Source organism: Planctomycetia bacterium (assembly GCA_015200345.1).
Classification (GTDB): domain Bacteria; phylum Planctomycetota; class Phycisphaerae; order UBA1845; family UTPLA1; genus PLA3.
In genome coordinates this window covers 3786197-3811591 of sequence record CP054187.1, presented here as the reverse complement: position 1 = coordinate 3811591, position 25395 = coordinate 3786197, and the positions used below count along the sequence as shown (strand labels likewise).

Annotated in this window: 25 protein-coding genes; 6 read left to right on the top strand and 19 right to left on the bottom strand. The window is 61.1% G+C overall.

Annotation, left to right across the window (positions count from 1 at the left end):
* Positions 1-188: 188 nt before the first annotated feature.
* The 4 genes from HRU71_15585 to HRU71_15570 form a co-directional block, all read right to left on the bottom strand.
* Positions 189-1376 carry a glycosyltransferase family 4 protein gene (locus tag HRU71_15585; protein QOJ04824.1) on the bottom strand — a complete coding sequence of 396 codons (1188 nt, stop codon included), beginning with the start codon at positions 1374-1376 and terminating at the stop codon, positions 189-191.
* 45 nt (positions 1377-1421) lie between these two features.
* Positions 1422-2372 carry a GDP-mannose 4,6-dehydratase gene (locus HRU71_15580; GenBank protein ID QOJ04823.1) on the bottom strand — a complete coding sequence of 317 codons (951 nt, stop codon included), beginning with the start codon at positions 2370-2372 and terminating at the stop codon, positions 1422-1424.
* A gap of 68 nt (positions 2373-2440) precedes the next feature.
* Positions 2441-4351, bottom strand: coding sequence for an asparagine synthase (glutamine-hydrolyzing) (gene asnB / locus HRU71_15575; protein ID QOJ04822.1), 1911 nt, complete (start codon positions 4349-4351; stop codon positions 2441-2443).
* A gap of 15 nt (positions 4352-4366) precedes the next feature.
* Positions 4367-5833 carry an oligosaccharide flippase family protein gene (locus HRU71_15570; protein QOJ04821.1) on the bottom strand — a complete coding sequence of 489 codons (1467 nt, stop codon included), beginning with the start codon at positions 5831-5833 and terminating at the stop codon, positions 4367-4369.
* Between the two features lie 619 nt (positions 5834-6452).
* Here HRU71_15570 and HRU71_15565 point away from each other — a divergent pair.
* Positions 6453-7280, top strand: a complete 828-nt coding sequence (locus HRU71_15565) for a class I SAM-dependent methyltransferase (protein ID QOJ04820.1) — start codon at positions 6453-6455, stop codon at positions 7278-7280.
* 25 nt (positions 7281-7305) lie between these two features.
* Here the strand turns inward: HRU71_15565 and HRU71_15560 are convergent, their stop codons facing one another.
* The 3 genes from HRU71_15560 to HRU71_15550 all read right to left on the bottom strand — a co-directional run bounded on the left by HRU71_15560 (position 7306) and on the right by HRU71_15550 (position 10100).
* Positions 7306-7854, bottom strand: coding sequence for an antitermination protein NusG (locus HRU71_15560; protein QOJ04819.1), 549 nt, complete (start codon positions 7852-7854; stop codon positions 7306-7308).
* 20 nt (positions 7855-7874) lie between these two features.
* Entirely contained in the window at positions 7875-9068 is a 1194-nt protein-coding gene (locus HRU71_15555) for an SGNH/GDSL hydrolase family protein (protein QOJ04818.1), read from the bottom strand.
* A 90-nt stretch (positions 9069-9158) separates the two neighbouring features.
* Positions 9159-10100 (bottom strand): GDP-L-fucose synthase, encoded by a 942-nt coding sequence (locus HRU71_15550; GenBank protein ID QOJ04817.1) that lies wholly within the window; start codon positions 10098-10100, stop codon positions 9159-9161.
* 146 nt (positions 10101-10246) lie between these two features.
* Between HRU71_15550 and HRU71_15545 the strand changes: the two genes are divergently transcribed.
* Together HRU71_15545 and HRU71_15540 are read left to right on the top strand one after the other, a co-directional pair.
* On the top strand, positions 10247-11131 hold the full coding sequence (locus HRU71_15545; protein ID QOJ04816.1) for a hypothetical protein: 885 nt from the start codon (positions 10247-10249) through the stop codon (positions 11129-11131).
* A 288-nt stretch (positions 11132-11419) separates the two neighbouring features.
* Positions 11420-13024 carry a hypothetical protein gene (locus tag HRU71_15540; protein QOJ04815.1) on the top strand — a complete coding sequence of 535 codons (1605 nt, stop codon included), beginning with the start codon at positions 11420-11422 and terminating at the stop codon, positions 13022-13024.
* A gap of 334 nt (positions 13025-13358) precedes the next feature.
* On the opposite strand, the gene HRU71_15535 is transcribed toward HRU71_15540, so the two are convergent.
* Positions 13359-14207 (bottom strand): hypothetical protein, encoded by an 849-nt coding sequence (locus tag HRU71_15535; protein ID QOJ04814.1) that lies wholly within the window; start codon positions 14205-14207, stop codon positions 13359-13361.
* A gap of 227 nt (positions 14208-14434) precedes the next feature.
* Here HRU71_15535 and HRU71_15530 point away from each other — a divergent pair, with 227 nt between their 5' ends.
* From HRU71_15530 to HRU71_15520, 3 genes are all read left to right on the top strand, one after another.
* The gene (locus HRU71_15530; GenBank protein ID QOJ04813.1) at positions 14435-15334 is read left to right on the top strand and encodes an NYN domain-containing protein; all 900 of its coding nucleotides are present in this window, start codon (positions 14435-14437) and stop codon (positions 15332-15334) included.
* Positions 15335-15379: 45 nt separating this feature from the next.
* A complete protein-coding gene (locus tag HRU71_15525; GenBank protein ID QOJ04812.1) occupies positions 15380-15844 on the top strand; it encodes a DUF1579 family protein in 465 nt (154 codons plus the stop codon).
* Between the two features lie 186 nt (positions 15845-16030).
* Entirely contained in the window at positions 16031-16492 is a 462-nt protein-coding gene (locus HRU71_15520) for a polymer-forming cytoskeletal protein (GenBank protein ID QOJ04811.1), read from the top strand.
* 15 nt (positions 16493-16507) lie between these two features.
* Here the strand turns inward: HRU71_15520 and HRU71_15515 are convergent, their stop codons facing one another.
* The 11 genes from HRU71_15515 to HRU71_15465 form a co-directional block, all read right to left on the bottom strand.
* Complete coding sequence (locus tag HRU71_15515) at positions 16508-17464, bottom strand: HDOD domain-containing protein (GenBank protein QOJ04810.1); 957 nt, start codon at positions 17462-17464, stop codon at positions 16508-16510.
* Between the two features lie 3 nt (positions 17465-17467).
* A complete protein-coding gene (locus tag HRU71_15510; protein ID QOJ04809.1) occupies positions 17468-18001 on the bottom strand; it encodes a tetratricopeptide repeat protein in 534 nt (177 codons plus the stop codon).
* A gap of 26 nt (positions 18002-18027) precedes the next feature.
* Complete coding sequence (locus HRU71_15505) at positions 18028-19860, bottom strand: hypothetical protein (GenBank protein ID QOJ04808.1); 1833 nt, start codon at positions 19858-19860, stop codon at positions 18028-18030.
* Positions 19857-20405, bottom strand: coding sequence for a hypothetical protein (locus HRU71_15500; GenBank protein ID QOJ04807.1), 549 nt, complete (start codon positions 20403-20405; stop codon positions 19857-19859). The genes HRU71_15505 and HRU71_15500 overlap by 4 nt, the downstream gene beginning before the upstream one ends.
* Positions 20402-21001 carry a hypothetical protein gene (locus HRU71_15495; protein ID QOJ04806.1) on the bottom strand — a complete coding sequence of 200 codons (600 nt, stop codon included), beginning with the start codon at positions 20999-21001 and terminating at the stop codon, positions 20402-20404. Before HRU71_15495 ends, HRU71_15500 begins: the two co-directional genes overlap by 4 nt.
* Before the next feature lie 3 nt (positions 21002-21004).
* On the bottom strand, positions 21005-22714 hold the full coding sequence (locus HRU71_15490; protein QOJ04805.1) for a hypothetical protein: 1710 nt from the start codon (positions 22712-22714) through the stop codon (positions 21005-21007).
* A 69-nt stretch (positions 22715-22783) separates the two neighbouring features.
* Positions 22784-23179 carry a hypothetical protein gene (locus tag HRU71_15485; GenBank protein ID QOJ04804.1) on the bottom strand — a complete coding sequence of 132 codons (396 nt, stop codon included), beginning with the start codon at positions 23177-23179 and terminating at the stop codon, positions 22784-22786.
* A gap of 19 nt (positions 23180-23198) precedes the next feature.
* Positions 23199-23789 carry a type II secretion system protein gene (locus tag HRU71_15480; GenBank protein QOJ04803.1) on the bottom strand — a complete coding sequence of 197 codons (591 nt, stop codon included), beginning with the start codon at positions 23787-23789 and terminating at the stop codon, positions 23199-23201.
* Positions 23790-23809: 20 nt separating this feature from the next.
* The gene (locus HRU71_15475; GenBank protein QOJ04802.1) at positions 23810-24235 is read right to left on the bottom strand and encodes a hypothetical protein; all 426 of its coding nucleotides are present in this window, start codon (positions 24233-24235) and stop codon (positions 23810-23812) included.
* Positions 24232-24750, bottom strand: coding sequence for a hypothetical protein (locus HRU71_15470; GenBank protein QOJ04801.1), 519 nt, complete (start codon positions 24748-24750; stop codon positions 24232-24234). The genes HRU71_15475 and HRU71_15470 overlap by 4 nt, the downstream gene beginning before the upstream one ends.
* Positions 24751-24886: 136 nt before the next feature.
* Positions 24887-25330, bottom strand: a complete 444-nt coding sequence (locus HRU71_15465) for a type II secretion system protein (GenBank protein QOJ04800.1) — start codon at positions 25328-25330, stop codon at positions 24887-24889.
* Positions 25331-25395: the final 65 nt, after the last annotated feature.

Below are 25395 nucleotides of genomic sequence, written 5' to 3'. Positions count from 1 at the left end.
ATCGAACTCTCCGCCGCGCCGAGTTGAACCAATCGATGTGCCGAACCGGTACCCGGGCGGGGCGATCGGATCGCCCCTTCCACGCAGCCTCACATTGTAGGCGCATGGCCGCTCCGAAGGGGCCTGAAGGCTCTGGCATGCCGCCACGAGCGCATCGGACCCATTTGCCGCAGGCTGCCTGAATCGAACTACCGGTCTCGACAAAGCGACGAAAAAATCTCAAGGTACTGCTCCGCGATGCGCGACCAGGCATAATGCCGACTGGCCCGGTGTGCCTCGGCGCCCAGTGTGCGGCGCGCCGACGCGTCATTGATCAGTTTTGCGAGGCACCGCGCCATGGATTCCGGGTCGTTGCAGCGCGCGACGAGTGCCCCGCCATGATCGGCTGCATCCACGTTGCCCGAGGCGTCGGTCACCACAAGGGGCAGGCCGCAAGCCAGGGCTTGTGCGTTCACCTGCGCAAACCCCTCGGTCTCGGAAGGGTTAAAGAACACATCGGCCGAGTGATAGGCCGCAGGCAATTGCGACATCGGCATCTGATCCACCAATGAAACATGGTCAGCCAGGTTAAACCGGTCAATCAGAGGTCGCAACGAATCCAGTTCGCGCCCGATTATGACATAGTGCGCTTTTGCGTGCGTACGGACATCGCCCGATGTGACTGAATGCCTCGGTTGCACAACTCGCGCGAACGCCTCAATTCCCACGTCGTAACGCTTCAACCTGAAATTCCGCCCCACCGACAGGATGATGACCGTGTCATCGCTCAAGTTGAGCCTGTCCCGAAGCAGCCGGCTGGGGCCGGTTTGAAAGTCCTCCCACGGCACGCCGTTCGGTATATCGACAATCTTCGCGGTCGTCCCGATGGCCTCCAGCTCGGCGCGGATGCCGCGGCTGACGCTGCCGATGACGTCGACCGCCCGCACGTTCTCACGGACCATGCGATCCAGGCGCGGCTGACACCGAATGCCGTAGCCCGCGGATGGAATCGTGTTCACGTCATCTCCGCTCGTGGTCACCACCACGGGTAGCCCCGTCCTTCGGCGTACGCTCGCGCAGCAGGCCGCCATCGGCCCCAGTTGGTGGCCGTGAATCACGTCGAACGGATCGCGGCGATGTTCGGCCAGGATCGCGCGCGCCAGCAGCCAGTTGTTCACACCCAATCGGCCTGCACCGCGAAACGAATAGCCGCACCGCACGACGCGGTAGCGCGGCGCAGCCGGCAACGGCGCGTCGGGGATTCCTCCCGGCTGACGCAGTGTGAAAACGGTGACCACATGGCCGCGCTGCGCGTACTCCTGTGACAGGTAGTGCACTTTCCATTCGACGCCGCCGACGATCGGCAGAAAGGTGGCACTGACTTGGGCGATTCGCATCGTGCTACGGGTTCCGTTCGGCGCCTCAACGCCGCACCGATCGATTCAGCTCCCTGCGGCTCGAAACCACTCGACGAACTTCGCCAGGCCGACGGACAACTCGGTGCGCGGTTCATACCCCAGCTCTCGCACCGCAAGCGACACGTCCGCGTAGGTCCGATCCACGTCACCCGGCTGCACCGGCAACCGCTCGATGATCGCCTTTTTCCCCAGTGCTTGCTCGATGGCCGCGATCAAGTCGGCCAAGGACACCGGCCGCGATTCGCCCAGATTGTAAACATGAAAACCCGCGCATCGTTCCATCGCCGCGCGCACGCCGGCGATGATGTCGTCAATGTAGGTATGATCGCGCATCATGCTGCCATCGCCGAACACGGGTATCGGCCTGCCGCTCTCGATGAGCCGCGTGAACTTGTGAATCGCCAGATCCGGCCGCTGCCGCGCGCCATACACCGTGAAGAACCGCAGGCAGGTGATGTTCATTCCAAACAGATGATGATACGTGTGACAAAGCAGCTCGCCGGCCTTCTTGGTGGCCGCATAAGGTGAGATCGGATGATCCACGCGATCCGACTCGCTGAAAGGCACTTTCGGACTGTTGCCGTAAACGCTCGAACTGCTCGCGAACACAAACCTCCCGATCCTGTGCTTTCGCGCCGCCTCCAGCAGAACGTTCGTCCCGCGAACATTGACATCCTGATAAAGCAACGGCCGTTCGATCGACGGGCGCACGCCGGCCCGCGCGGCCAAGTGAACAATCACATCCGTTCCGCGACCCAGGGCAGCCTCCATTGCCGGCTCGTCGCGAATGTCGGCCTCGACCAGTTCAAAATGCGGATGGGAGCTGAATCCAGAGATGTTTCGCCGCTTCACAGAAGGATCATAAAAGTCATCAAAGCAATCGACGCCCAGGACGTGCCATTGGTCCCGCAACAAGGACTCGCACAGATGCGAGCCGATGAAGCCCGCTGCACCAGTAACGAATGCCTTTTTCATCCCATTCCCTTTCACCGCGCCGGTATCCCTCGTTCCGCGGTCCACGGATTCGGGGGTGCCTTAACCCATCAGCAGGGCGCCTCTGCGCCGCGCCGAATCTCACGCATCCGCCGATCCCACCCTGCCAACTGCAAACACGCCCACAGCAAGCTCGCACAGTCACGCCGCCCACTCACGTGTTCTTCCAACACGGCGCGCGCGATTCGCATGTCCAGCCATTCCGGAAGGGAATGCCCGCCGCTGAACAACTCGTCATGAGCCCAATCCCGCAGCGGCCCACGGAAGTAGTGAACCAACGGTACGCCGAAACCCATCTTGGGGCGATCCCACAGCGACCTCGGCACGTACCGCTCAAGCAGCGCCTTGAGCAGGTGTTTCTTTTCGTTCCCGTGTTTCTTGATCGAGTACGGAATCCCGGCCGCCAGTTCGACCAATTTGTGATCCAGGATCGGCACGCGCGCCTCCAGCGCGACCGCCATCGTGGCACGATCCACCTTCGTGAGAATGTCGTCCACGAGATAACACTTCAAGTCGGTCGCACTCATGTGACGGTCCCGATCTCGATCTCCCAATCGGGCAGCGACCTCTCGACCAATCTCCAGCTGCCGATTCAAGGTGACGTGCGCCCGGTGCAGGCCGGCAAATGTCCACGGATGCCAGAGATCCGTTCGGGCATAGAACTGGGCGAAATCTTCAAACGCAATCAAATGCCCCCAGCGCTCCAGCGGACTGCCTCGAAAGGCCCGCAAGCCCGCACCAACCACCTTCCGCAGCGCCGTCGGCACCTTGCGAACCCACGGAAACACTCGGTTCGATTTGGCGGTGTACTGATCATACCCCCAGAACAGCTCATCCCCGCCGTCGCCTGACAGGGCAACCGTTACATGCCGCCGCGTCAACTTCGCCAGCGCCAGCGTCGGGATGGCCGACGAATCCGCGAACGGTTCATCGTAATGCCGGCTCACCGTGCGAACCTGTTCAAGCAGGTTCGCACGCGAGATGTACATCTCTTCGTGCTGGGTTCCCAGATACTCGGCGATGCGTTTGGCCGCCGGCGCCTCATTCCATCGGTCTTCATCAAAGCCGATCGAGAAGGTCCGAACCGTCCCCCCATGCACTTGCCGCATCAACGACACGACCAGTGAAGAGTCGATCCCTCCGCTTAGAAAGGCCCCAAGCGGAACGTCGCTGATCAAACGCAACTTCACGGACTCTCGCAGCACCGCTTCAATGGCGTCCACCGCTTCCGTCGGGTTCGAGTAGCGGCCCGGTGCGGCGTAATAATCCAGCGCATTCCAGTATGTGACGACGTCAGGCCGCGGATTCGCCAAATCGAGCCGCACCATGCAACCGGCCGGAAGCTTGTGGATTTGCTTGAAGATGGACAACGGGTACGGAATGAACCCGCGCCAGAGGAATTGACGCATCGCATCCTGACATATGTCAAGTTTTAATCCCGGCAGCGCCGCGATGGCCGTCAGCTCCGATGCAAATGCAAACGCGCGACCATCCCAGTAGTAATAGAGCGGCTTGATGCCCAGCCGATCGCGCACCAGCAGCAGACGGTCTCGCCCGCGGTCCCATAGCCCGATCGCGAACATCCCGCGAAACGGCTCAATGAATCGATCCGCACGTTCGTCGTACGCCGCCAGAAGAACCTCGGTATCGCATTCGCTGTGAAACGACAGTCCGGCACTCTGCAAGTCGGCGCGGACCTCCCGAAAGTTGTAGGCCTCGCCGTTGAAAACGATCGCCGTGCCGGTGCGATCGCTGACCATCGGTTGATGCCCCGCCGGGGACAGATCGAGGATGCTCAAGCGCGTCTGGCCCAGCGAGATGCGCCCGCCCGACGGGAGCGTCTCGTGCAGCGCCCCGCGATCATCGGGGCCGCGGTGGTCCAGTTGCCCCAGCGCGCGATCAAACGATCGCTCGCTCGGATGCTCACCGCGAAACGTCACAATGCCCAGAATGCCGCACATTGTTCGCTCAACCCCCTATTTCGCGCCAGGACGACACCAGCGCCCGAGTTTGACCAGCGGGCGCGCGCGGTCGGGAAGTATGTGCTCCAAAAACAGGAGGTCCTCCTCCGCAACACGCCGAAAGAACAAGTAAAGATAGATCGCCGTGCCCGCTGCCATGAAGAGCGGCGCAACGAGTCGGCTGTAAAAGTAATATTGGCCGCCGGCGACCACCACAAACAACAAGGCTGCCGGCAGCGCGACCGCTCGCAGCGAATCCCACTCCCAGTTCACCTGCAAAACGCGACGCATCAGCATCGCGGCGACAATCGCTTCCACAACGGTCGCCATCAGCTTCGCCCCGACGACGCCGTTCAGCTCGAACCACTTCGCCAGCAATGGCAGACATATCAGGTACGCCACATTCTTGGAAAGGATCGATCGAAGCCGGTCCCCCGGCGGCGCAATCGTACTGATTCCGATGATGGCGTTGGCGGCAGCAAGGCCCAACACAAGGTAATGAAGCGCAAGAATGGCAAACGGTTCTACGGCGTCGTGATACTTGCTCCCGCCGAGGATGTCCACGAGAAAGTAGCTCGATGCCAGAAGCCCGACGCCGATCGGGACAAAGAGGTAGGTAAAGACCCGTCTCAATCGACGCATGGCGGCGCGCACCGCATCCGGCCCGCGAGCCGATTCACGCGACAACAGCGTCGTCGGCACCATCCACATGCCATCCAGTAGCGTTTGGAAACGATCGAAAAAGCTGCGCGGTACGTTGTACGTCGCCAGCGACGCCGCCGGCAGCACGAGCCCGATGACCCATTGATCCGCGAAGGAGTAACCGGCGTTCACCACCCGCTCTCCCAGCATGGAACGCGAATACTTGAGATATCGCCAGATGTCGCGGAACGCAGGCACAACGTTGAAATACCTTCGAAGCTTCCAGCTTTCGTAGGCACACGGCAACGCATACGCGATTGCCGCTCCGATCAGAAACCCTTTCAGACCCATGAGCAGGTATCCGCCGACGGTCCCGGCGACAAAGAAAATCTGGCTCGACAGCGAGAGAATGCTAAGGCGTCCGAAACAATTGGTGCCGCGCATCACACAAAACAGCGCGCTGCGCCACATGACGGCCATGGCAAACGGTATGCCCCACAGGATGACCCCGCTCTTCAAAGGGTCTTTCATCAATGCGACTGCCAGTGCGTCGCACCAGCCATACAGCCCGAACGCGACGACCGCCGCGCTCGCAATCACAACGACGACAAAGACGCCGATCAAAATCAACCCTTCGCGATGCTCCCGGGCGAGGATCCCGGGAAGCCGGCGCTCCAGACACAGCCCCAAGCCCATGTCCAGCATCGCAAAGGCCGTCTCGCCGATCAAGGCCATGACCAACCCCGCCGCCCAGTCGGATTTATCTAATACGCGAGTATAAAAATACAGCCCGACGAGCGACACTCCCATCGCCAGCAGGCGGGACGTCACGACCATCATGGTCTTGCCGGTCGCCTCGCGTGCGGCGCCGCGACCGGTTGGGCCCGAGCGATCCCCAGCGCTCACCAGATCAGCAGAACCGGCTCGTCTCGAAGAAGTCGTTGATTTGTCTGGACATATTGAATCCGCATTGTTTTGTACCGCGTCTTCCATATGACTGGTCGGCTTCAGATGGCCGGCGAGCTCTGCGGGCAGACTCCGTCCCCGTCAGCCGCACGGCCTCGCTGCATACAACTCGCGACAGGATCCATAGTTACAGACATCCAGCCGGTAACTTGATCACTTCTATTCTATCGGCAGCCACTCCCCCATGCCCCATCCCGCGCTTGCCGAATTGACCCTCCGCAATTGGCATGCACTTCCATACGGAAGTTGTTGAAAGGAGTTCGTCAGTGGGTGTTTGCAGGCTTCGGCGCCGGTAACTCGTATCCCGAAAAACCTCGCCCGGGTCAATAATCTTCACGCCGCAGCCATAGGGATCTCCTTGGCAACCGCCCTCCGTGTGGGATTGGTTGCCTGGGAATCAGCCGCCATCTAAACTAGATCACGCTCCCGATGCGGTCGATGTCCAGATGCTTTCGTTCTCGGCCAATACACCCACCAACGCCAGGTTTCGTGCATGAGCGAAGACCCGAATGATCGGCCGTTAGTCAACGGTCATCCCGATCTTGCCCGCCGATACCACGAAACCTTCGAGCGTTCGGTTTCCAGCCGAACGGAAGAAGATGAGCGAATCCTGCGCGTGATGGGCTATCTCCATCGCCTCGTCGGTCGCGATCGCATCAAGAACGTGCTCGTTCTGGGTTGCGGGCCCCGGCCGCAGCCCATCGCCTGCCTTCGCAACGCGGGCTACGAGACCCGAGGCATCGAACCTATCAAGTCATTTGTAGAATCAGCGAACGCCTTCCTAGGCGCTCCGCTCGTCACAGAGGGAGCGGCCGAACGCATCAGCCTTCCGGACGCGTCACAAGACCTCGTCCTGTTCGAAGCCGTCCTGGAACACGTGGAGAGTCCCGAGGACTCGTTGAAGGAGATCTTTCGCGTGACGTCGCCCGGCGGCATCGCGGTGGTCTCGACCACCAACCGCCACCGATTTCGCCTCACCGGCGAAAACGGCGAATACCGCGTCCCCTTCTACAACTGGTTTCCGGCGCTCGTGAAGGAATCCTATGTCTTCCATCACCTGCATGTCCGGCCGCACCTCGCGAATTATTCCCTGCGTCCGGCGGTCCATTGGTTTACCTACAGCGAGCTTTGCAGGCTGGGGCGCTATGCAGGATTTGCCCAATTTTATTCGCTGATTGATTTGGTCCGCCCCAGCGATCCAAGTGTCCAGCGCTCGCTGGTCCGCCGCATGGCCTACAAGCTCATTCAGAAAAGCCCGTGGGTGCGCGCGCTGGCCCTGACGCAGGTCGGGGATTTTGTCATCATGTATAAGCGTCCGTGATCGGCCTCCGCCTTGATACGCGGCTTCAGCCATGGCGATCGAATGTGGAATCAGGTATCGCTTCGAGCATGTCCTCCAGGACCTCCACGCTGATGCACTGCCCGAGCATCTCGACGTTCAGAACCAGCCGCATACGCGATAGCCGTTTTTGCACGACGCCCTCGGTTCCAAGCAACGGCCCTCTGATGACGCGCGCCCACGCGCCGATTTTCAACCCACGATGAATGCGGAACTCGACCGGATTGGAGAGCACCCGCTGAATCTGCGTCAACTCGGTCACGAGCCGCGACTGATCGCGAACAACCAGCAGTTGCGCCACGCGCTGGGTGCGCAAGACGCGCTGACGATCCTCCGGGGACGCCACCAGAAAGACATAGCTCGAAAAAACCGGAATCCACGATCGCGACATTCGGCCGCTTCGCCGGCTTCGGGTCACGCGTTCATAGAGCGGCAGATAAGACGGAAGCCCCAGCGATCGAAGATCCTCCGCGAGCGCCTTTTCCTGGCGGGGTTTGGTATGGGCCACCCACCACGCGGTCCCCTCCCGCACCGGAGGGATCTCGATCTTAGCCAACGACTGAACACCCCCTGCATTCACGGTTTTCCTCGCTTACCGGCCAGAATCACTTCCACTTTCGCCGCCATGGCTTCGCCCGCCACGCGATGCCCGAAGGTGTTAAAATGCCCGTCATCCACGAAATTGAATCTCGTTCGCGCTGCGCGGCACGCTGCGGAAACGGCATCCGTCAGATCCAGATAATGAATCCCCTGCCGCCGGGCAAGCGGTTCCAGGTAGTCGCGGCCCATCTCGTTCAGACGCTCCCACACACAGAGCGGGTCCACTTCGCGCGGGGGAGGCGAATACGTTCGACCCTCGGCGGCTGCTTCCATCTCGAACCGGTGTCCCTGGTATACCAGCAGGAACTCGGCGCCGCGTGCCTCGCATTCCTGCCTGGTCTGCTTGAGTACTGCTTCAATCAGTTCCCAGGTTCGCGCGACGCGATCCTCCAAAGTGTCGGTCTTCGTGCTGGTCGCCGCCAGGTTGGCCAGCGTCTGCTCGCGCACCGGCATCTGGCCGGGGGCCAGGCGCGAGGCGCCGCGCTCGAAGAGCCGCTTTTGAATAAACAAGTACCGCACCAACGCCGATTTTGCGAACACACGCTTCAGCGTCGATGGAACGTATTGTTCGGGTGCGACGTAGACCAGCTCTCCGTTCTCATCCAGCAGGAGCCGCGCCATCCACGGCTCCTGGGGAGCCAGATAGATCGAACAATCGACGGGATCATTTGCGATGAACAGCATCACCACAACATCCGGACGGTAATCCAACGCATAATGATGAATCAACAGGTACTCATGGGTCGTGCCGTAACCGGAATTGGCAAATGTGTACCATTCAACAGGACGATCGGGACGGCTCATGGCGCGTTCGGCGACGCTGGCCATCGAATCCTCCACGTTCACGTGCATGGCCTCAACCATGGAATCGCCTACCAGGCAAACACGTCGAGCGCCCGCTCGCTTGACTGCCGAGTACGTGCTGTGAAGGTTGTTCCATCCGTGTGCGTTGAACGAGTATCGACCCTGGGCTTCCAGCCCCACGTAGAATTGTCCGCTCTGGTTGGGCGCTCGCCTCGGCCCAATCAGCGGATCCCAGATCATGAACGCGACATCTGTCACTTTCAGCAGCAAGCGCACGGCCATTTCCGAGCACACCAGAACGATGCAGAGCGCCGCGACCATTGCGAGGAGCTTGAACCCGATTGATTTCCTCGAACGCGATGGCATTCGCTTGGCACCGGCGGCTCCCGTCGCGCCGGAGGGGCCGCCCTTTGCGGTGCTCGGTTGTTGAGTGTCACCAGCTTCCATCAAAACATCCTACTGATTTAATCGCAAATACGAATCAAGCGTGCGCTGAAGCCCTTCGTCAAGCGAAACCGCTGCGTCAAACCCGAACAACGCCCTTGCACGGGAGATATCCAGGCGCCGTCGCGGCTGGCCATCCGGTCTTGATGAATCCCACGCAACCTCTCCTGTGTACCCCACGATCCGTTTGACCTTTTCCGCCAGGTCTCGAATTGTGATCTCCGAGCCGCTCCCAAGATTGACCGGCTCGGCGCCGTCGTACCGCTCCAGCGCCAGGACGATTCCACGCGCGGCGTCGTCGACGTACAGGAATTCTCGGCTTGCCGCGCCGGTTCCCCACAGATCAACACGCGGTGTATTTCGGCGCGTGGCCTCCACGAACTTTCGGATCATCGCAGGGATGACGTGGCTCGTCTCAAGATCGAAGTTATCACCGGGGCCGTAAAGATTGACCGGAATAAGATAAATTCCGTTCAAGCCATATTGTTGCCGATATGCCTGAAGCATGACCAGCAGCGCCTTCTTGGCAATGCCGTACGGCGCGTTCGTTTCTTCCGGATATCCGTCCCAGAAATCTTTTTCTCGAAACGGCACAGGCGTGAACTTGGGATACGAGCAGACCGTCCCCACCTGCACAAACTTCGCAAGGTTGCGCAGCCGCGCCTCTTCGATCAAATTCATCCCCATCGCAAGGTTGGAATAAAAGAACCGACCCGGCTGCGTGCGATTCGCGCCAATTCCCCCCACTTCCGCCGCGAGGTGAATCACCACCGTAGGCTGCATGACGTCATGCAATCGCCGAACGGCCTCCAGCGAAGTAAGGTCAAACTGCTGCTTTCTCGGGACCAGGACATTCTCGCGCGGAACGCCGCACCGAACCAACTCGGCACAAACAGTTCGGCCAAGAAAACCGGCCCCGCCGGTCACGACAATCCGTTGCTGGTTCAGGTTCATCAGTACCCGCTCGCCTGCCAAGTTGCTACAGTCTATGACCGCGGCAAGGGCGTTCGCAATCTTCATCCCCGCGCTAAGGAGTCACCCCGTGAAAGACCTGAAACATTACTTTCGACCACTCCAATCACCACCGGCTGCACAGCAGTTTGAACCTCCTGCGGCCGGTGGATTATTATCGAGGAAACCCGGAGGCGCTGCTGGCCGAGCGCCGCCGGAAACTGACCACGGCCAGACAACTGCGAAAGCAGGAGAACATCACGCTCTGCCAACACCCGCTGCCCTCCCCGGCCGAAGACTCGACCCGGTGGGCAGGGAAAGCCATCCTTTATTCCCGAAGGCGTTTGTCTCGCTTTGACCGAGACTTTTTACTATTCGCTATGTACTCGTCTGTTGAGCTTCGCAACCGCTTTCGCCAGCTGCCCCGCGACCTCCGTGATGGCAATCAGGACTTCTCTATCCGCGTCTGGCGGGCGCTGTCGTGGTTGGAGCGTGCTGAAAGTCTTGATTCAGGCGACGTCGATGGTCAGTTTATCTTCTGCTGGATCGGGATGAACGCCCTGTACGGACGACAGAGTTCCGCTCACCGCCCGTGGGGTGATCGCGAATCGCTAGGTACCTTCCTATCGCAAGTATGGCGCCTCGATAGTCACGGCTTGCTCCACAAGCTTCTTGGCAAACGTCAGGGCTCGGTCCTAAACTTGATAGATAACAAGTACCTCAACAGCCGTTTCTGGGACGGTGAGACCGCCCCGGCGATCAGGCAGGTCAAGCAAGAGGTAAAATCCGCGATTCTGGGATATCAGAAAACCAATTGGCTACCCATTTTGCGATTGCTGTTTGAACGGTTGTACGTGCTCCGCAATCAGGTATTTCATGGGGCAAGCACGAAGGGCAGCCGCCTCAATCGTCGAACGCTGCAGATCTCGGCGGCCATTCTGATGGACCTGCTTCAAACATTCCTTCAGATTACGATTGACGCCGGCGTGACGGAGGACTGGGGAAACGTAACTTTTCCTCCGCGGGAGGATTGACCGATCCTTGCTCAAACTTCTGCGGCGAACGAAGTACGACTTGCGAGCGCCCGACCTGCGGGTTCGGTACTGTTGGTTACTGGCTGATAAATGCCCTGCGCGTCGATGGTTACGCAGACAACCACGGCAGGAAACCTGGTTCGCGCACGCCCAGCAGGTCGACCTGATCGCCTTCCTGCTCGCCCTCGACGACGACCCGGGGCGGTTTTGAGAAGCATCGGTGGGTCGAGGTGGCCAGACACACCCTACCCGACTGATTTAAAGCCAATGCGACAGCGGGAATCACACATGGACCATTCAGAAAACAGCTCGAAGGATAGCCGTCTATCGGAGGCCATCGGAGCGATCGTGCGCCACCTAAGCATCCTGGCGCAAACGGATCAGCGACTGACTGACCTGATCGAACAACTGGGGAAGGCGTTCCTTCGGATGGCCGCAACTGCCAGGTCTTCGCCGCCCGACGAGATGGAACTTCGCCCAGAGGATGTTGCTTGCGCAACAGCGGAACTCATTACCAGCGCACCGATTGCGGACACCGCCACACAGCGCCGGGCGAATCGCGGGGATGTACTTGAACCGAAGCCAAGCCCAGTAGACCTCGCGAGCCTGACCTTTGCACAACCACCATCCGCAGCACCAGCTAACGAGCAGTATGGAACTCGGCTCGCTTTCGTTGCAAGCCCGGAAAATCTTGCACTGATCGAAGCGCGCTGTCGAATCAAAGCTGAAGCATGTCGCTGGCAGCTCAAGAGGCAGCGGCTTCTGGAAGATGGGGCGGACTTCAGGACCGAGATACAGCCGCTCGATGCCGAGATCATCGACCGTGCGCGAAACGTGCAAGATTGCTACCTGTGGATGTGCAATCCCAACGCCCCGATACCCGAACAGCTCTCGCGCTACGACGACGTCGCGGACTGCTTCGACGTCTGCAGTGACGCGGCAGTTCTGCTTCGGACCGTGTCGGAAGGCGCTACGGACAGTACCGGGTACCTCGAACGCGCCCTGGACCTTGCCGCCGAGGCTCAGTCCATGCTTCGAGTGATGCTTATGAGCTTTGGTGATGTCACGGACGGAGACCAGAATTACCTTTTTCAATGGCTGCGACAGAAGTGCCGGGAAGCGCAGATCCTGATACAGCGGCACATGCGGCTCGATGACCCGGCAGAACCATCAAAAATCGACGAGCTTCGAGAACGGATACAAGCTCTCGATACCGAGGTCAACCAGCGGCGCGAGCGGGACAAAGCGCGGCGAAGTCACTTCAACAAGATCCGTTATCACCTCAAGCAGATTACCCAGAAACCCGCAGCGGATCACGATCGTGACTGGCAGACGATATCACGCACGGTCGAATCGCTTATCGAGGAAGCGGTTCCGCCGAGCAGCGTGGAGTTGCGTGACCTCCTTCTGCCTTTCGTCGACTCGATGCCGGATGGGGTAGTCGAAAGACCTGGGATGCAGCGGGTGCTGGTCGAAATTGACCGATACCTTGCGTCTCGCCCGACCTCGATAGAGCCGGGAACGAAAGAGCAGCCAACCCCGAGTGTCGAAGTGGTCGCCGAGCTTCTTACCGGAAAGTCCATCCTGATGATCGGTGGTGAAGTGCGCCCCCACGCAAAGAGGTCGCTTGAATCGGCGTTCAGACTTCGCGAGCTTGTGTGGATGAAGACGCGTGAGCACAACCCGCGCATCGATTTCGACCCTGAAGTTTCGCGTTCTGATGTGGCCGTCGTGTTGCTGGCAATCCGCTGGTCGCGGCACAGCTACGCGGAAGTGAAGACCTCGTGCGACAAATTCGGGAAGCCGCTTGTCCGCCTGCCTGCCGGTTACCATCCGAACCAAGTCGCCGAACAGATACTTGCCCAGTGCAGCGACCGGCTACGAGAAGCATGAGTCATTTGGAACGGATCATAGGATCAAATCAAAGGGGGCGGGCAACTCAAAGGGGCGCAGCTCTTTCCCTACAAGCTGTTTCAAAACTCCCTCTCCCTTCCAGGGAGAGGGTTGGGGTGAGGGTGAATCAATTCGTTTGAACCACTTTTCCCCCTCACCCAACCTCTCCCCCCAAGGGGGAGAGGAGTTTTGAAACCGGTTCTAGACCTTGGCAAAGGAAACAGCGCATCCGAGTCTCGCCCTTCAGCGAAGAAGAACCCGCTCCTCGCCACGGCGAGTTTTCAACCTCACGGTCGCGGCCCATCTCGAGTCGGCGACTGTTTCGGAAGCCGCATTAATCCGGGCAGTTTGCATTCACCAGGCAATCCACGAACATCGCGACATCCGTCGCATCAAACGCGTCGTCGTCGTTCATGTCCGTCGCGAAGCGCTTCTGCCAGTCGAAGCCGCCGGGGTTGAGCATCACGCGCGTGAACTCCTGCACGTCCAGCCCGTTCACGCCGCCGCTCAAGTTGACATCCCCGCGCAGCGGAATCGTCGCCGATGCCACGATTGTCCCGGTCACGGTCAGGCTGCCCAGGCTCGGATTCGCCGGGTCCAGCGGGACCGACACATTCGGATTGCTCGTCAGCGTGACCGTGCGGCCGACGACCGCGAGCGTGCCGCTCAAGTCGCCGTTCTGCGTCCCCTGATCAGCGAGGTTTACCACGTCGTTGCAGGGGATCGGCGGCACCTGTCCCTGAAGCAGCGTGCAGATGATACCCGTCGCGTTGTACGTGAACGTACCAGTCTGATTCGTTGGCACACCGGGAATCGTGAACGCATTGCCGAGCACCGGTGCCGGCGGCTGCGGCACGCCCGGGGTGGCATACAGGAGATTGATATTCTGCCCGGTTCCCGTGAAGCTCCCAAAGATGCCGAAGCTGATGAACAGGTCGATCTGGTCGTTCAAAATAAAATGGAAGTCATACAAGGTCACGGCCGCGGGTGCGGGCACCGGCAGCGTCTTCGCCGACATGAAGCCCGACACGCTCGACGGATCGGAATCGCAGCTTCCCTGTATGCACAACTGCACGTTGACGTTGCTCAATCCGGGATTCACAGTGAACTGCACCGGCGTCGCGAACGCCGCCAGCGGCAGCCCCAGACCGATCGCCACAACCATCAGTCGATTCGGATTCATTGGTACTCTTTCCTCCGCCTTGCTGACCCATCCCCAATCGGGCCATCTGCGACCATTATAACGGCTCGTACACGGCTCAACGGCCTATTTTGAGCGGTTTGACAAGCGGCGTCCCCGCGACCCAAGATATAGGCACCGCACGCCGCAATGGCTTGCGGCACATGGCCTTGCATAGGTTTCATGAACGAATCGAATTGGCGATTTCATGAATAACGGAGTCACACATCATGACCACGAGCAGCGGTTTGATTCGCATTGGCGTTTTCTATGACGGGGATTTTTTCTTCCACGTCAGCAACTACTACAACTACCACCACGAGCGTAAGGCCCGAATCAGCATTTCGGGTTTGCATGCTTTCATTCGCGACGAGGTATCTCGAGGGGAGGACGTAGACATCCGCTATTGTCAGATCGTGGACGCCCACTATTTCCGCACGCGGCTCCGTGCGTCGGATGCCGAGGAGCGCGATCTGCTCCGCAAGGAACGCACCTTCGACGAGGTGCTGATGCGCGAGGGCGTCACGACGCACTACCTGCCCAGCACGCGCGACGGCGCGAAAGACATGCAGGTTTGGTTCGCGCTGGAGGCCTTTGAGCAGTCCATCCACAAGCATTTTGACGTGATTGTTCTCATCGCCTGCGACGGCGATTACCTCCCGCTGGTCCGGAAGATCAATACCCTGGGCGCTCGCGTCATGGTGCTGGCATGGGACTTCGCTTACGTCGATCACAACGGGATGGAGCGCGAGACCCGCACCGCCCAGGCTCTGCTCGAGGAATCCACTTATCCGGTCATGATGCATGAAATCATCAACGATCAAGGGCGCACGGACGACCCCATCGTCAGCGGACTGTTCGTTTCGCGTCGCGAGCCGAGACCTCCCGCCGACCTGACGAACGGCGCGTCCATGCCGATTTCCGCCGAGCCGCAAAGCGGCACGATCCAGAATCTGCTCGACGGTTACGGCTTCATCACGCCGGCAGGCGGCGCGGCCGCCAACCTGTTCTTCTTTTATACTGATGTCGAAAACTGCGATTTCAACGAGTTGCGGATCGGCGACGAAGTCAATTACGTCCTCGGTCAGAACCACAAAGGACCGTGCGCCAAGCGTGTTTCGCTGGTCTGATCGCCGGCACCGTTCACGCGCTGCGTTGTTCCCGGGAGGTCCCTCATGAACATGCCCCAGCCCGCCGAAGGTCATCGAAAACTGGCAAGGCTTGCGGGCCGATGGAAAGGCGAGGAACGTGTCCATCCCTCCCCGTGGGACCCGACTGGCGGGCCCGCGACAGGATTCGTCGAGAATCGCCTCGCGTTAAGCGATTTCGTCGTGATTCAGGACTATCGCCAGGAACGCAACGGCGCTGCGAGCTTCACCGGACACGGCGTCTTTGCCTACAACCCCGCCAGCAACCTCTATACGATGCACTGGTGGGACAACATGGGCGTGGCAGGGCCGCATGTGTATCAGGGAGGCTTCGAGGGCGATGTTCTGACGCTGACCTGCATGACAACCGCCGGGCTGTCGCGCGCCGTGTTTGACCTGCGCGAACCGGGTCACTACGGTTTCCGTCTGGGCATTTCACCCGATGGCCAGAACTGGCGACCATTCATGGAAGGCCGTTACCAGAAGGACTAACGGTTTCGGAAGGAACTAGGTGACCCACTGCACGCGGCCCGACCCGCCATTGTATTCCCCGATGCAGACGATATACTGGCGGGCCTTCCACGGATGGAACAAGCTGCATCGGATGCGTAAGCTTAGGTCTGCGCACGTATTGCGCATTGCTCGCGCGGCCACCGCGCGGCGCTGGAGGATAAGACGATGGCGGATATGAGCGGTGATTTTCCCACGGTGATCGGTCCGGACGCCCGCTTCAAGGGCGAGTTAAGTTTTGAGAAAGGCGTCCGAATCGAAGGCGGCTTCGACGGGCACATCAAGTCCAAGGGCACGCTGCACGTCGCCGAGGGTTCGCGCGTCACCGCGAACATTGAAGCGGCGAACGTTCGCCTCGAGGGCGAGTGCAAGGGCAACTTCGTCGTCTCGGAAAAGCTGCACCTCCTCGCGACCGCCAAGGTCGAAGGCGACCTTCGTGCGAATCGCCTTGAAATCGCCGACGGCGCCATTTTCATCGGCAACGTTGTCGTGGGTCAGGCCGCAGCCGATTCCCCCATGCGGCGCCCCATGGCGCAGGAGTCGGCTCCCGCGCCCGACATGCAGCGCCCGACGCCGCGACCGGCCCCAGCTCCGACGCCGCGACCGGCCGAAGTGCGCGTCCCGGGCTGATACCGCACGCCCGCCTTACGCCTGCGCTTCTTCCGACGCCAGCGCATCGCTGACAAGCCGCGCCAAATTGGCTTCCATGTCGTTGAGATCGCCCAGTTCGACGCTAAGGGACTGCGCGGTCGCCTGAATCGTCGCGACGAGCGAATCAAGCAACTCGCCCACGAGCGCATCGGCCTGCGGCGCGAGCGTTTCGACGTGGCGAAACAAATTGTCGATTCGCTCCATCTCGGAGCCGTCCAGCGCGATCTCGGAGAGAATCACCGCCGACCGCACGATGCGTGCCAACACCGACGGCGCTTCTTTGCAGGACTCTGCGGCGGCCTGCGTGGCCAAATCAAAGTGGTGCTTCCTTACCGCCTCGATGATCGGCGCATCCAGTTTCCAATCCGTTAACACCGCCGCAGCCGTTTCCGCGTGCGTCAGGCCGATCAACGGCGTCTCGAGTCGATGCAAACCGCCCAGACCCACGCGTGGCAATTCCGCCAGAACCGGCTTGTATTCTTCGGGAATCGCCGATGCCAGCAGGCCGATTCCCAGATCGCACAGCAGTCCCGCCGTGCCGGCGTCCTCGGCGGCCGGCGGATCGACGCGCTTGGCCAACTCTTGGGCAGCGACGCTGATCGCCAGCGCCGATTGCCAGAAACGCGATGGATCAAACGCCTTTGGGAAAACCTTGCTCAACCCGTTGACGATGTGCTGGTTGACGACGGCCGATCGCACGCGCTTGATACCCAATCGCACGCACGCCTGATTCACCGAACTGGTCGGGTTGGCGCAACCGTACAGCGCGCTGTTGGCTTGACGAAGAAGCTGCACCGTCAGCCCGGGATCCTTCCCGATCACGTCAGCCAGCTTGGGAATCGCGCATTCGGGGTCGCTCGTCAGCGCCAGAACCTTCGACACGGCCTGCGACGGCGCGGGAATCTTCGGCTGCGCGCGGATCGCGGCGAGGATTTGCGCCGGCGAGGGCATGCGTCAACTTCCTTTCGACGCTGTCGCGATGAACCGCTTGACGTGCGGCTGATGAGGATTGATCGCCAGGGAGCGACGCCAGGATTCGATCGCCATGTCGCGCCACGACGGCGTCTTTTCGCGATGGAACATCTTGATGTAGCTCGTGCCGAGATTCGTGTAACAATCCGGGTCGTTCGGTGTCTGCGCGATCAACGCCTTGTACAAATGAATCGCACGAAGCGGATCCCCCGCGGCTTCGTAACACGCCGCGAGATTGAATTGCGCATCGACGGAATCGGGCTTGAGCCGAAGCGCCTCTTCAAACGCCGCCAGCGCCGGGCCGTATTGCGCGCGACGCACCAGCGCGACTCCCTGATCAAATGCCTCCCGATAGCGCTGGTCGCGCTGCGCCGGCGTCAGCAGGGTTTCATCCTCATGAACGACTTCCGCCATCCGCGCCGCTTTCGGTTCACTTTGCGCATGCCGGGCACAGCCGCTGCTCCAGAGCACCGCAAAGGTGCACATTGCCAACAACCCGCGCTTCAATGCCTGCATCACCTGGCCTCCTCGTTTTGAGCGAGCTATTCGTCCAGCTTCATCGGCCGATTGGCCACGACGCGAGGTGTTTCGGGCAGAGACTGGGCCGCTTCGGCCTCCATATCGTTCGATTCCCCGCCGTGGTCCTTCGTGGGCGCGGGCCGATCCCTCGATTCTTCCGTTTCCGTCTCCGGTGCAGGCTGATTCAACGCATCGTCATCGGCCACGTTCGTCGGATCACCGAACATCGGCCGCGGCATCTCGAACTCCGTCGGCACCTCAAAGTGCACCGGCACGTCCTGTATGCGGTCAATCTGCTTGAATTGCGGTTTATACAGGTCAAACACGCGCTGGTCGCGCTCGTTGATCTCCGTCGCACCCTGCACCCGGGCTGTCAGGAACACAAGCAGGTCCACGCGGTCGGTGCCGGGGTTCTCCTGCCGAAAGAACACATCCAGCACCGGCAGATCACCCAGCCCCGGAATCTTCTGAACGTTGCGCGTCTTGCGATCGCTGATCAGGCCGCCCAGCACGATCGTGTCGCCGTCCTGCATGATGACACGCGTATCAATTTCACGCGTCAGGATTCGAGCCACGCGCAGGCCGGTCGTCCCGACCACGTCGTCGCCCAGCGAGCTGGTCGCGGGGTGCACGAGAATGCTGATGCTGCCGTCCATCATGATGGTCGGCGTGACTTCGAGCTGGACCCCCACGGGGATGTAGGTGTCAAAAGCCTCGGTGACCGTCCCGAAGTCGGTGATGTTGGCTTGGAGGATCGGGTAGCGCTCGCCGACGAGGATGCTGGCGCTGTGGTTGTTGTAAACCAGCAGACGCGGATTGGCGAGCAAACGAACGGCGTTGTCGCTCTGGTGAATCCGAAGCAGCGCGGTCAGGCGGGAGAAATCCACGCTGCCCAGGGCCAGCCCTGCCGTGGACTGTGCCGTACCACTGGCATTGCGACGAACCTGCGAACCGGAGGCGAACCCGGCGCGCCAATCGAGCGGCAACTCATGATTCAGAATCGGCCCGTTGGCCAGTACGTTGACGTCCCAATCGATGCCGAGCTGCCGCTGGAGGACCACGCTCATCTCGACGATGCGCGCCTCGATCAACACCTGCGGCGGCAGGCGATCCAGGTCCGCAACGAGTTCGGCGATCCGATCCACGTTCTCCGCGACGTCCGTCACCACGAGCTTGGCGGCGTTCCGCGGATAACCCGCGCCCATCATGCCCTGACCCGGCGCGCCGCTTAACGACGTTTGCACGCCGCCGTTGCCCGCGCCGCCGAACGCCCCACCCTGCGCGGTCCCGCCGGCGCCGCCCTGATTCTGTTGCTGCTGGAAATCTCCCGCCAGATTCGTCAGCCGCTGCGATCCGTAGCCCGGATTGCTGTTCTCATTCAACACCTTCATCTTGCCGTACTTGGTCAATGCGTACTCCAGCGCATCGCGCACGCGCTCGGCGTCCATTGAGCGAAGCGTAAACACCCGCGTGACCAGCGGCGGCGGCGGCAACGCCGATTCAGGCAGGCGCTCCGGCGGCTTCGATACCGTAATGACGCCCTCTTCCACGCTGTAGGCAAACCCGTTGTTGACCGCGATCGCACGCAATGCGGTCTCCAGCTTCGCGTTCGCCAGATAGACCGACACCTCCCCCTTGACTTCGGGGCCGACCACCAGATTCAACCCGCCCTGCTCCGCGACGAGCCGCAGCGCGTCGCCGATTTCGCCTTTGTCAATATTCAAGGTGATCGTCCCGGAGGCTCCGCGTGCCGCAGCCTGGGTCGCGGGAACCGGTTCGTCCGCAACGCTGGGCACGACGCCTCGGCTTGCGATCGCTAAAACGAGCATCAGATTCCATGCAATGGTCTGCTTCATGGCTGCTCCGTCGGTTGGCGAATCGTGGGGCTTTGGCTCCCCAAGGTAAACGTGAACGCCCATCCCGCCTGGGTCATCGTGACGGAATTGGACGTGATCTCGGTGATGGTGAGGCGACCGTCGAATGCGTCGCCCACGCGGTAAATCCGGCCATCAATTGCCGCCAGCCAGCGATCTCCGCTGCGTGAGACGCCGCGAAACTTGTTGACTTGCGGGGGATCGGGTTGCTGCGCCGCGGCGGATGGAGCCGTGTCTTTCTTCTGCTCATTGGGTTCAGCACGTCGGACCAGGACAAGAAACGGATCGCGTCCCCAAGGCTGGTTCTCCACTGCTCGTTGCGCCTGTGCCTGCTCGGGAGGCAGCTCCAGCCAACTCGACGCGAGCGCCACGGCACCGTTGCTCGTAAGTCCCGCATCAGCAGCGCTCCCTTGTGCCTGAACAGCCGCCGGGCCGTAGGTCGTAATGAGTGCGTAGACGCGCCAGATCAGGATCACCGAGCCTATCACCAGCACCGTCAGAACTTTTTTCTTGCGCGCGTCCATCACGGCTTCACCTCCGGTGACGGCGCGGGGGCAGGCGGCTGATAGGCCTCAATATCAATCTCGGCCGGCAAGCCGATCGCATCCGAATGGTCCTCGCGCACGACGGCCAGGATCCGAAAGCCAAGAACCCGCGCGGGCAATCGCTGCCGCTTGACGTCATCCATGAACGCGGCGATCTCCCGGTAACTGCCCTCAACCAAAATGCGATACACCGGCGCAACGACTGCATCGGGCGCGGTCACCGGCCTTCCAGGCTCATTCTGTGAAGGCTGGGGACGAATCTCCCGAACGCGTAACTTCGCCGCGCCGGCGGCGTCAACGAGTTGCGCTTGAAACAAGCCCGGCTTGCGCAAATCCTGCAAGCGCTGCTCCAGATCAAGCGACTCCGTCTCCATCGCCTTGACCTGCTGCGGCGTCATCGTGCCTGCGACCGCGCGTGCGGCGACATCCGTCAGAAAAACGCCCACGCGGTGAAACTGCTTGAGCGTTGACCCGGCGTCGGAGTAAGCGATCACCGCGCACACCGCCGAAACGCACATCGCCGCAACCGCCGTGCCCGGCACCATCCATTCGCGAATCACCTGCAGACTCGTCTTCATGGGTCAGGCCCTCGCTTGCAGTCGGGGATAGTTGAGATCCAGAACAATGGTGAGCGTTCCCACGGCATCGGGATCGTTCGCCTGCGGCCCGCGATTGGCGGACTCGAGATTGACCCGCGAGAAGAATGCGCTTCCTTGCAGGACTTGCAGCGTCGCGGAGACAATCTCATCAAAACTGCGCCCGCCTGGCGGGGTGTGGACGTTGGCGATGATCGACAGCGTAAGCAACCCGTTTGTGGTGCGCGATTCATACTGCGTGGCCATCAGCTCGGGTGGCAGAAGATTGGACAACTCCTTGAACAGGCCTGTCCACGTCGGATTCGCCCGCGCGAAATCATTCATCTGCGATTGGATCTGTTCGTTTCGACTTGATTGAGCCGAACACCTTCGATTCACGTCGAGAAGGCCCGCCGCCTCTGCCAGCTCGCTGCGATGCCGCTCCAGTCTCAACGCGACGGACTCGTCCAGGCGGTGCAGCATGACGGCCGCGAGCGCCAGCATCGCCGCCGCGCTCGACGCACAGAGCGTGATCCAGCGCCGCGTCTTCGCCATGCGACGCTCGCGCCGCACCGCTCTCGGAAGCAGGTCCGGAAGCGCGTCACCGGACAGTGCTGCCGCGACTGCGAGACCGTATGCTTCGACTGCATGCTCCGCATCAACCGGATCCACCTCTGACTGCTGCCGCCCCCATGGCACTACGCGAACGGGCACCTTCAGGCGCGCCGCGATCGCATCGGCCAGTCCGGCGATCCCCGCGCCCGGCCCGACCAGGCACAGCGTCTCGACGCGCCGGCCGCCCGCCTGCGTCGCGGCGAACGTCAACCACTGCGTCAACTGCTTGCCGAGCTTCTGCAACACCGGCTCCAACAGCGGAACCAGCTTCTCCCCCGTCACGCCGAGCGAACCAATCGTCTCTTCCGCCTTCGGGATTCCCACGCTGTCGCGGAGCGCCGCTGCCTTGGCTTCGTCCAGCTGTAGTACTTCCGTACCCGTGATGATCGGCCGCATGAGGGCAGCCGTGAGATCCGCCGCTCCAAAAGGCAGTTCCGTGGAGACGCACGCGACGCCTTCGACTTGAACACACAGCAGACTGACGCGTTCATCGACGTACAGCGCGGCATGGATTCCGGCGTCCGCATTGATGCAACGCCGGGCCAGCGCGGCGAAGACCGCCGGCAACGCCGAAATGCTCCGAACGACCAATCCCGTCCGATCGATCGCTGTCAACGCCGCGTTGCAGACGTCGCCGTGCGCCGCGACCACTTCAATCGGGACCGCTTTCGAATCAGAGCCGGCAGTTTCTTTCGCCTTTCGACGCGCAACCGCATCCGCGCCGAACACGCGCGACAGCGGCTGCACCGAGACGACGGCCTGATTCAAGTCGAAGTGAACCTGCTGCGCGAGCTTTAGCTGCGCGGCCTGACGCAACGCCGACTCTTCCAGCGGAGGCATGTCAAAATACTGACATGCCACGTTCGCGCCGCCGACCAGCACGAGCGCATCCCGCCCGATCCAGCCTTGCGCCGAAACATGCGCCCTGACGTTGTCCAGTACCGTCTGATCGGTCAATGCGGTGATATCGCCGCTTCGTACGCCGGTCAAAAAGCAAGCGGGGCTCTTCAGACGTACGCGCCCCGCCTCGACCTGCGCCGCGACCAGGCGAAGTTCATCAGGTAGAACCTGGAAAATCAGCAGTTGTTTACCGGATGACATCCTTGTCGTCGCTCCCTGCAACCGTCGGCTCCAATCCCTGACTGCCACACACGCGGCAAGCTCTGGGCTTCACTGCGTCTGCACTTCCAACACCCGGCGAAAACCGCTCCACGGCGCCTGGCCTGTGACAGGCCGGCCGGTCGCGCGATACATCGCCGGACTCAATCCGATCCGCGTTACAACGACCCTTCCGGTCGCCAGCGTCGGATCGTCCGAATCGTTTCCGTTGTCTGATATCGTCCCAATCGTGCCGTCGCTGTCGATATCCGTGGGAGGCGATGCGTTCAGTTCCGCTAATGCCATCTCGATGCCTCCCTCCGCCGCATAAAACGCGGCGGTGCTATAAAAATAGCCCGTGGAAGCGTGATTCGACGTGCCGGTCAACTGGAACACCCACAGCGTGAGGCTGCCCAGGACAAGCATCGCCGTCACGAAGCCCAGAATGGCGACTCCGCGCCGCGGCATTCCATTCCTTTTGCATCGGTTATGGGTCACTCATCACCTCGTTCATGAAGTTGCGGAGATACACGGTCGTGCGGACGTTGGCGGTCTGCCCTCCACGCGTCAGGCCCACCGTGATCTGAACCTGTCGGATGTCCTCGCGATCGGACTGTGACAGCGGAAGCGAAGTCATCACCGAACCAAGGCGATTTGTGTAGGCCAGCGCAAAACTCGAAACATCGCGCACCAGCACGTGCCAGCTGGTGCCGTTGTCGATCGTCATCTCGATGGTGGAACCGGTCTGGCGAATACCATTGCTCCCGAATCGCAACTCCGTCAACGCGGCCGTCGAGACCTGCGCGTTGCCGAGCAGGCAGGGCGTCGGATTGCCGGGGCACTCGTCCTGTTCCACTTCCCGCACATGCCGCACGATCTTCTCCATGGCCGCCGCGGCGATTTCGTGCAATTCGGCCCGCGCCGACAGTTCCACGCGCTGGGACGACGCATTCCAAAGAATCATGCCGGCCGATCCGCTGATGATCACGCCGACGGCGATGCATACAATCAGCTCAATTAGCGTGTAACCGCGGCGCACCGTTGGACCGCCCGCGCCCCGGCTTCTTCGTGAGTTCATCCGTGAAGGGATTCGCCGATTCATGGCACGAACTCCGCAAAGACGCGCTCGATCACCAGCGATCGCTCGCCACCCTGCCACGTCACCGTCACGCGCACCTTCTTGTAACCCTGATCCGTTCCCACCAATGCGAGGTTTGAATCCACGAGCGAAACGGTCACACTGCGTGAAAAGCCCGCAAAGCCCGAAACAGGAGATTCGGCCGGAAAATTCGCCTCCGTAATCTGTGCGTATCCGTCGGTGCCGCGATAGCGACGTGCAACCATCTGTTCCATCCGCTCAATCGCCAGAAAACCCGCGACCGTGTTCGCCGCAGGCTCCATCGATTGGCGCGAAGCATCGGCAAACGCCCCCACAAGCGGCGGCAGCGCGATGCCCAGAATGACCATGCAAATGGCCAGCTCGATGACCGTCGCGCCGCGCTGTCGAAGAGGCATCGTGATCATTGGATTTCCACCAATCCCGTCACCGGATGCACGACAACGGTTCCACCGCTCGACAAGACAACCTGACCCGCGGTTGTCAGGGCCGCGCTCATCGAGTCGTACGGCTGGCCGAAGCTGTCAAATTCCAGCTCGGCCGCGCCGTTGATGTTCACCGAGGTCATCGTCACGCCGGCAAAGGGGCCGGTGTTGAGCATCACCGCGGACGTGGTTTGATCCACGGGATGGCTGACGGCGACGCGGCTCGCCTTGCCCGGGTTGTTGCGATCTTCGCAATAGAGTTGATAGGTTTGCGCCGACGTGTTGAACACGATCCAGGTGCGAAGCCCGGAGCTAAGCGCCAGCCGCTGCATGAATCGCACGTCGGACGCCAGGCGCGATGCCACCGCCCCGCCGCGCACCGTCGTCAGGTACGTCAGCACCGGCCCGGCCGACGCGAGCGAAAGAACTCCAAGAATCACAACGACCGTGACGAGTTCCACGACGGTAAATGCCCCGGCTTTTCGTGGACGCGTCATCGTGTCTCCTTCGAACGCGGACTTTTCCGACTCGTGATTCATCGAGCATAAAAAAGGCCCCGGCCGGGAGTCGGCCGAGGCCTTGTTTCTCACAAGAGACCTTTCCCCCCGGAAAGCGTCCGTCGTGACTGTCTGCTTAGAACGAGTTTTCTCCGACACCCGACGTATTCGTGTTGGCCCAGACCTGGCCGTTGGTCGGGTTGTAGCACCATCCGCCCGACGTGCCGGTTACAGTGCCCTTGGTCACACCGGTGCCGTCCACAATGTTGTTCTTCGTGCTGTCGCCGTCAAACGGATTATCCGGCACCGTGTCGATCAGCACGGTCCCGACCGTATTCAACTGCGTGATCGTCGGATACGCCGGTGTACCGCCGCCAACCGCGGACTTGGCGTAGAAGTTCGCAACGGCCGCGCGCATCGCGCCGAGCGAGCCTTTGCAGGCTGCGGTCTTGGCATCGTTGCGATAGTCGAGGTACACGGGCAGCGCGACGGCGGAGAGAATGCCGAGGATGACAATGACCGTGACCAGCTCGATCAGCGTGAAACCGCGTCGACCACGAACATGAGACTTCTGGAACATCGAACGAACTCCTTTCAGGCTTTTTTCAGGCGGCCTTGCCCGGCCGCTTACGTGCACCACGCCCG

Coding starts and splice junctions, on each gene's coding strand:
- HRU71_15555 (QOJ04818.1), bottom strand. CDS start 9,068: ATGCCATCGCGTTCGAGGAAATCAATCGGGTTCAAGCTCCTCGCAATG.
- HRU71_15465 (QOJ04800.1), bottom strand. CDS start 25,330: ATGTTCCAGAAGTCTCATGTTCGTGGTCGACGCGGTTTCACGCTGATC.
- HRU71_15505 (QOJ04808.1), bottom strand. CDS start 19,860: ATGAAGCAGACCATTGCATGGAATCTGATGCTCGTTTTAGCGATCGCA.
- HRU71_15510 (QOJ04809.1), bottom strand. CDS start 18,001: ATGCAGGCATTGAAGCGCGGGTTGTTGGCAATGTGCACCTTTGCGGTG.
- HRU71_15490 (QOJ04805.1), bottom strand. CDS start 22,714: ATGTCATCCGGTAAACAACTGCTGATTTTCCAGGTTCTACCTGATGAA.
- HRU71_15585 (QOJ04824.1), bottom strand. CDS start 1,376: ATGCGAATCGCCCAAGTCAGTGCCACCTTTCTGCCGATCGTCGGCGGC.
- HRU71_15495 (QOJ04806.1), bottom strand. CDS start 21,001: ATGAAGACGAGTCTGCAGGTGATTCGCGAATGGATGGTGCCGGGCACG.
- HRU71_15480 (QOJ04803.1), bottom strand. CDS start 23,789: ATGAACTCACGAAGAAGCCGGGGCGCGGGCGGTCCAACGGTGCGCCGC.
- HRU71_15540 (QOJ04815.1), top strand. CDS start 11,420: ATGGACCATTCAGAAAACAGCTCGAAGGATAGCCGTCTATCGGAGGCC.
- HRU71_15525 (QOJ04812.1), top strand. CDS start 15,380: ATGAACATGCCCCAGCCCGCCGAAGGTCATCGAAAACTGGCAAGGCTT.
- HRU71_15570 (QOJ04821.1), bottom strand. CDS start 5,833: ATGATGGTCGTGACGTCCCGCCTGCTGGCGATGGGAGTGTCGCTCGTC.
- HRU71_15550 (QOJ04817.1), bottom strand. CDS start 10,100: ATGAACCTGAACCAGCAACGGATTGTCGTGACCGGCGGGGCCGGTTTT.
- HRU71_15535 (QOJ04814.1), bottom strand. CDS start 14,207: ATGAATCCGAATCGACTGATGGTTGTGGCGATCGGTCTGGGGCTGCCG.
- HRU71_15515 (QOJ04810.1), bottom strand. CDS start 17,464: ATGCCCTCGCCGGCGCAAATCCTCGCCGCGATCCGCGCGCAGCCGAAG.
- HRU71_15530 (QOJ04813.1), top strand. CDS start 14,435: ATGACCACGAGCAGCGGTTTGATTCGCATTGGCGTTTTCTATGACGGG.
- HRU71_15580 (QOJ04823.1), bottom strand. CDS start 2,372: ATGAAAAAGGCATTCGTTACTGGTGCAGCGGGCTTCATCGGCTCGCAT.
- HRU71_15475 (QOJ04802.1), bottom strand. CDS start 24,235: ATGATCACGATGCCTCTTCGACAGCGCGGCGCGACGGTCATCGAGCTG.
- HRU71_15520 (QOJ04811.1), top strand. CDS start 16,031: ATGGCGGATATGAGCGGTGATTTTCCCACGGTGATCGGTCCGGACGCC.
- HRU71_15470 (QOJ04801.1), bottom strand. CDS start 24,750: ATGACGCGTCCACGAAAAGCCGGGGCATTTACCGTCGTGGAACTCGTC.
- asnB (QOJ04822.1), bottom strand. CDS start 4,351: ATGTGCGGCATTCTGGGCATTGTGACGTTTCGCGGTGAGCATCCGAGC.
- HRU71_15485 (QOJ04804.1), bottom strand. CDS start 23,179: ATGCCGCGGCGCGGAGTCGCCATTCTGGGCTTCGTGACGGCGATGCTT.
- HRU71_15565 (QOJ04820.1), top strand. CDS start 6,453: ATGAGCGAAGACCCGAATGATCGGCCGTTAGTCAACGGTCATCCCGAT.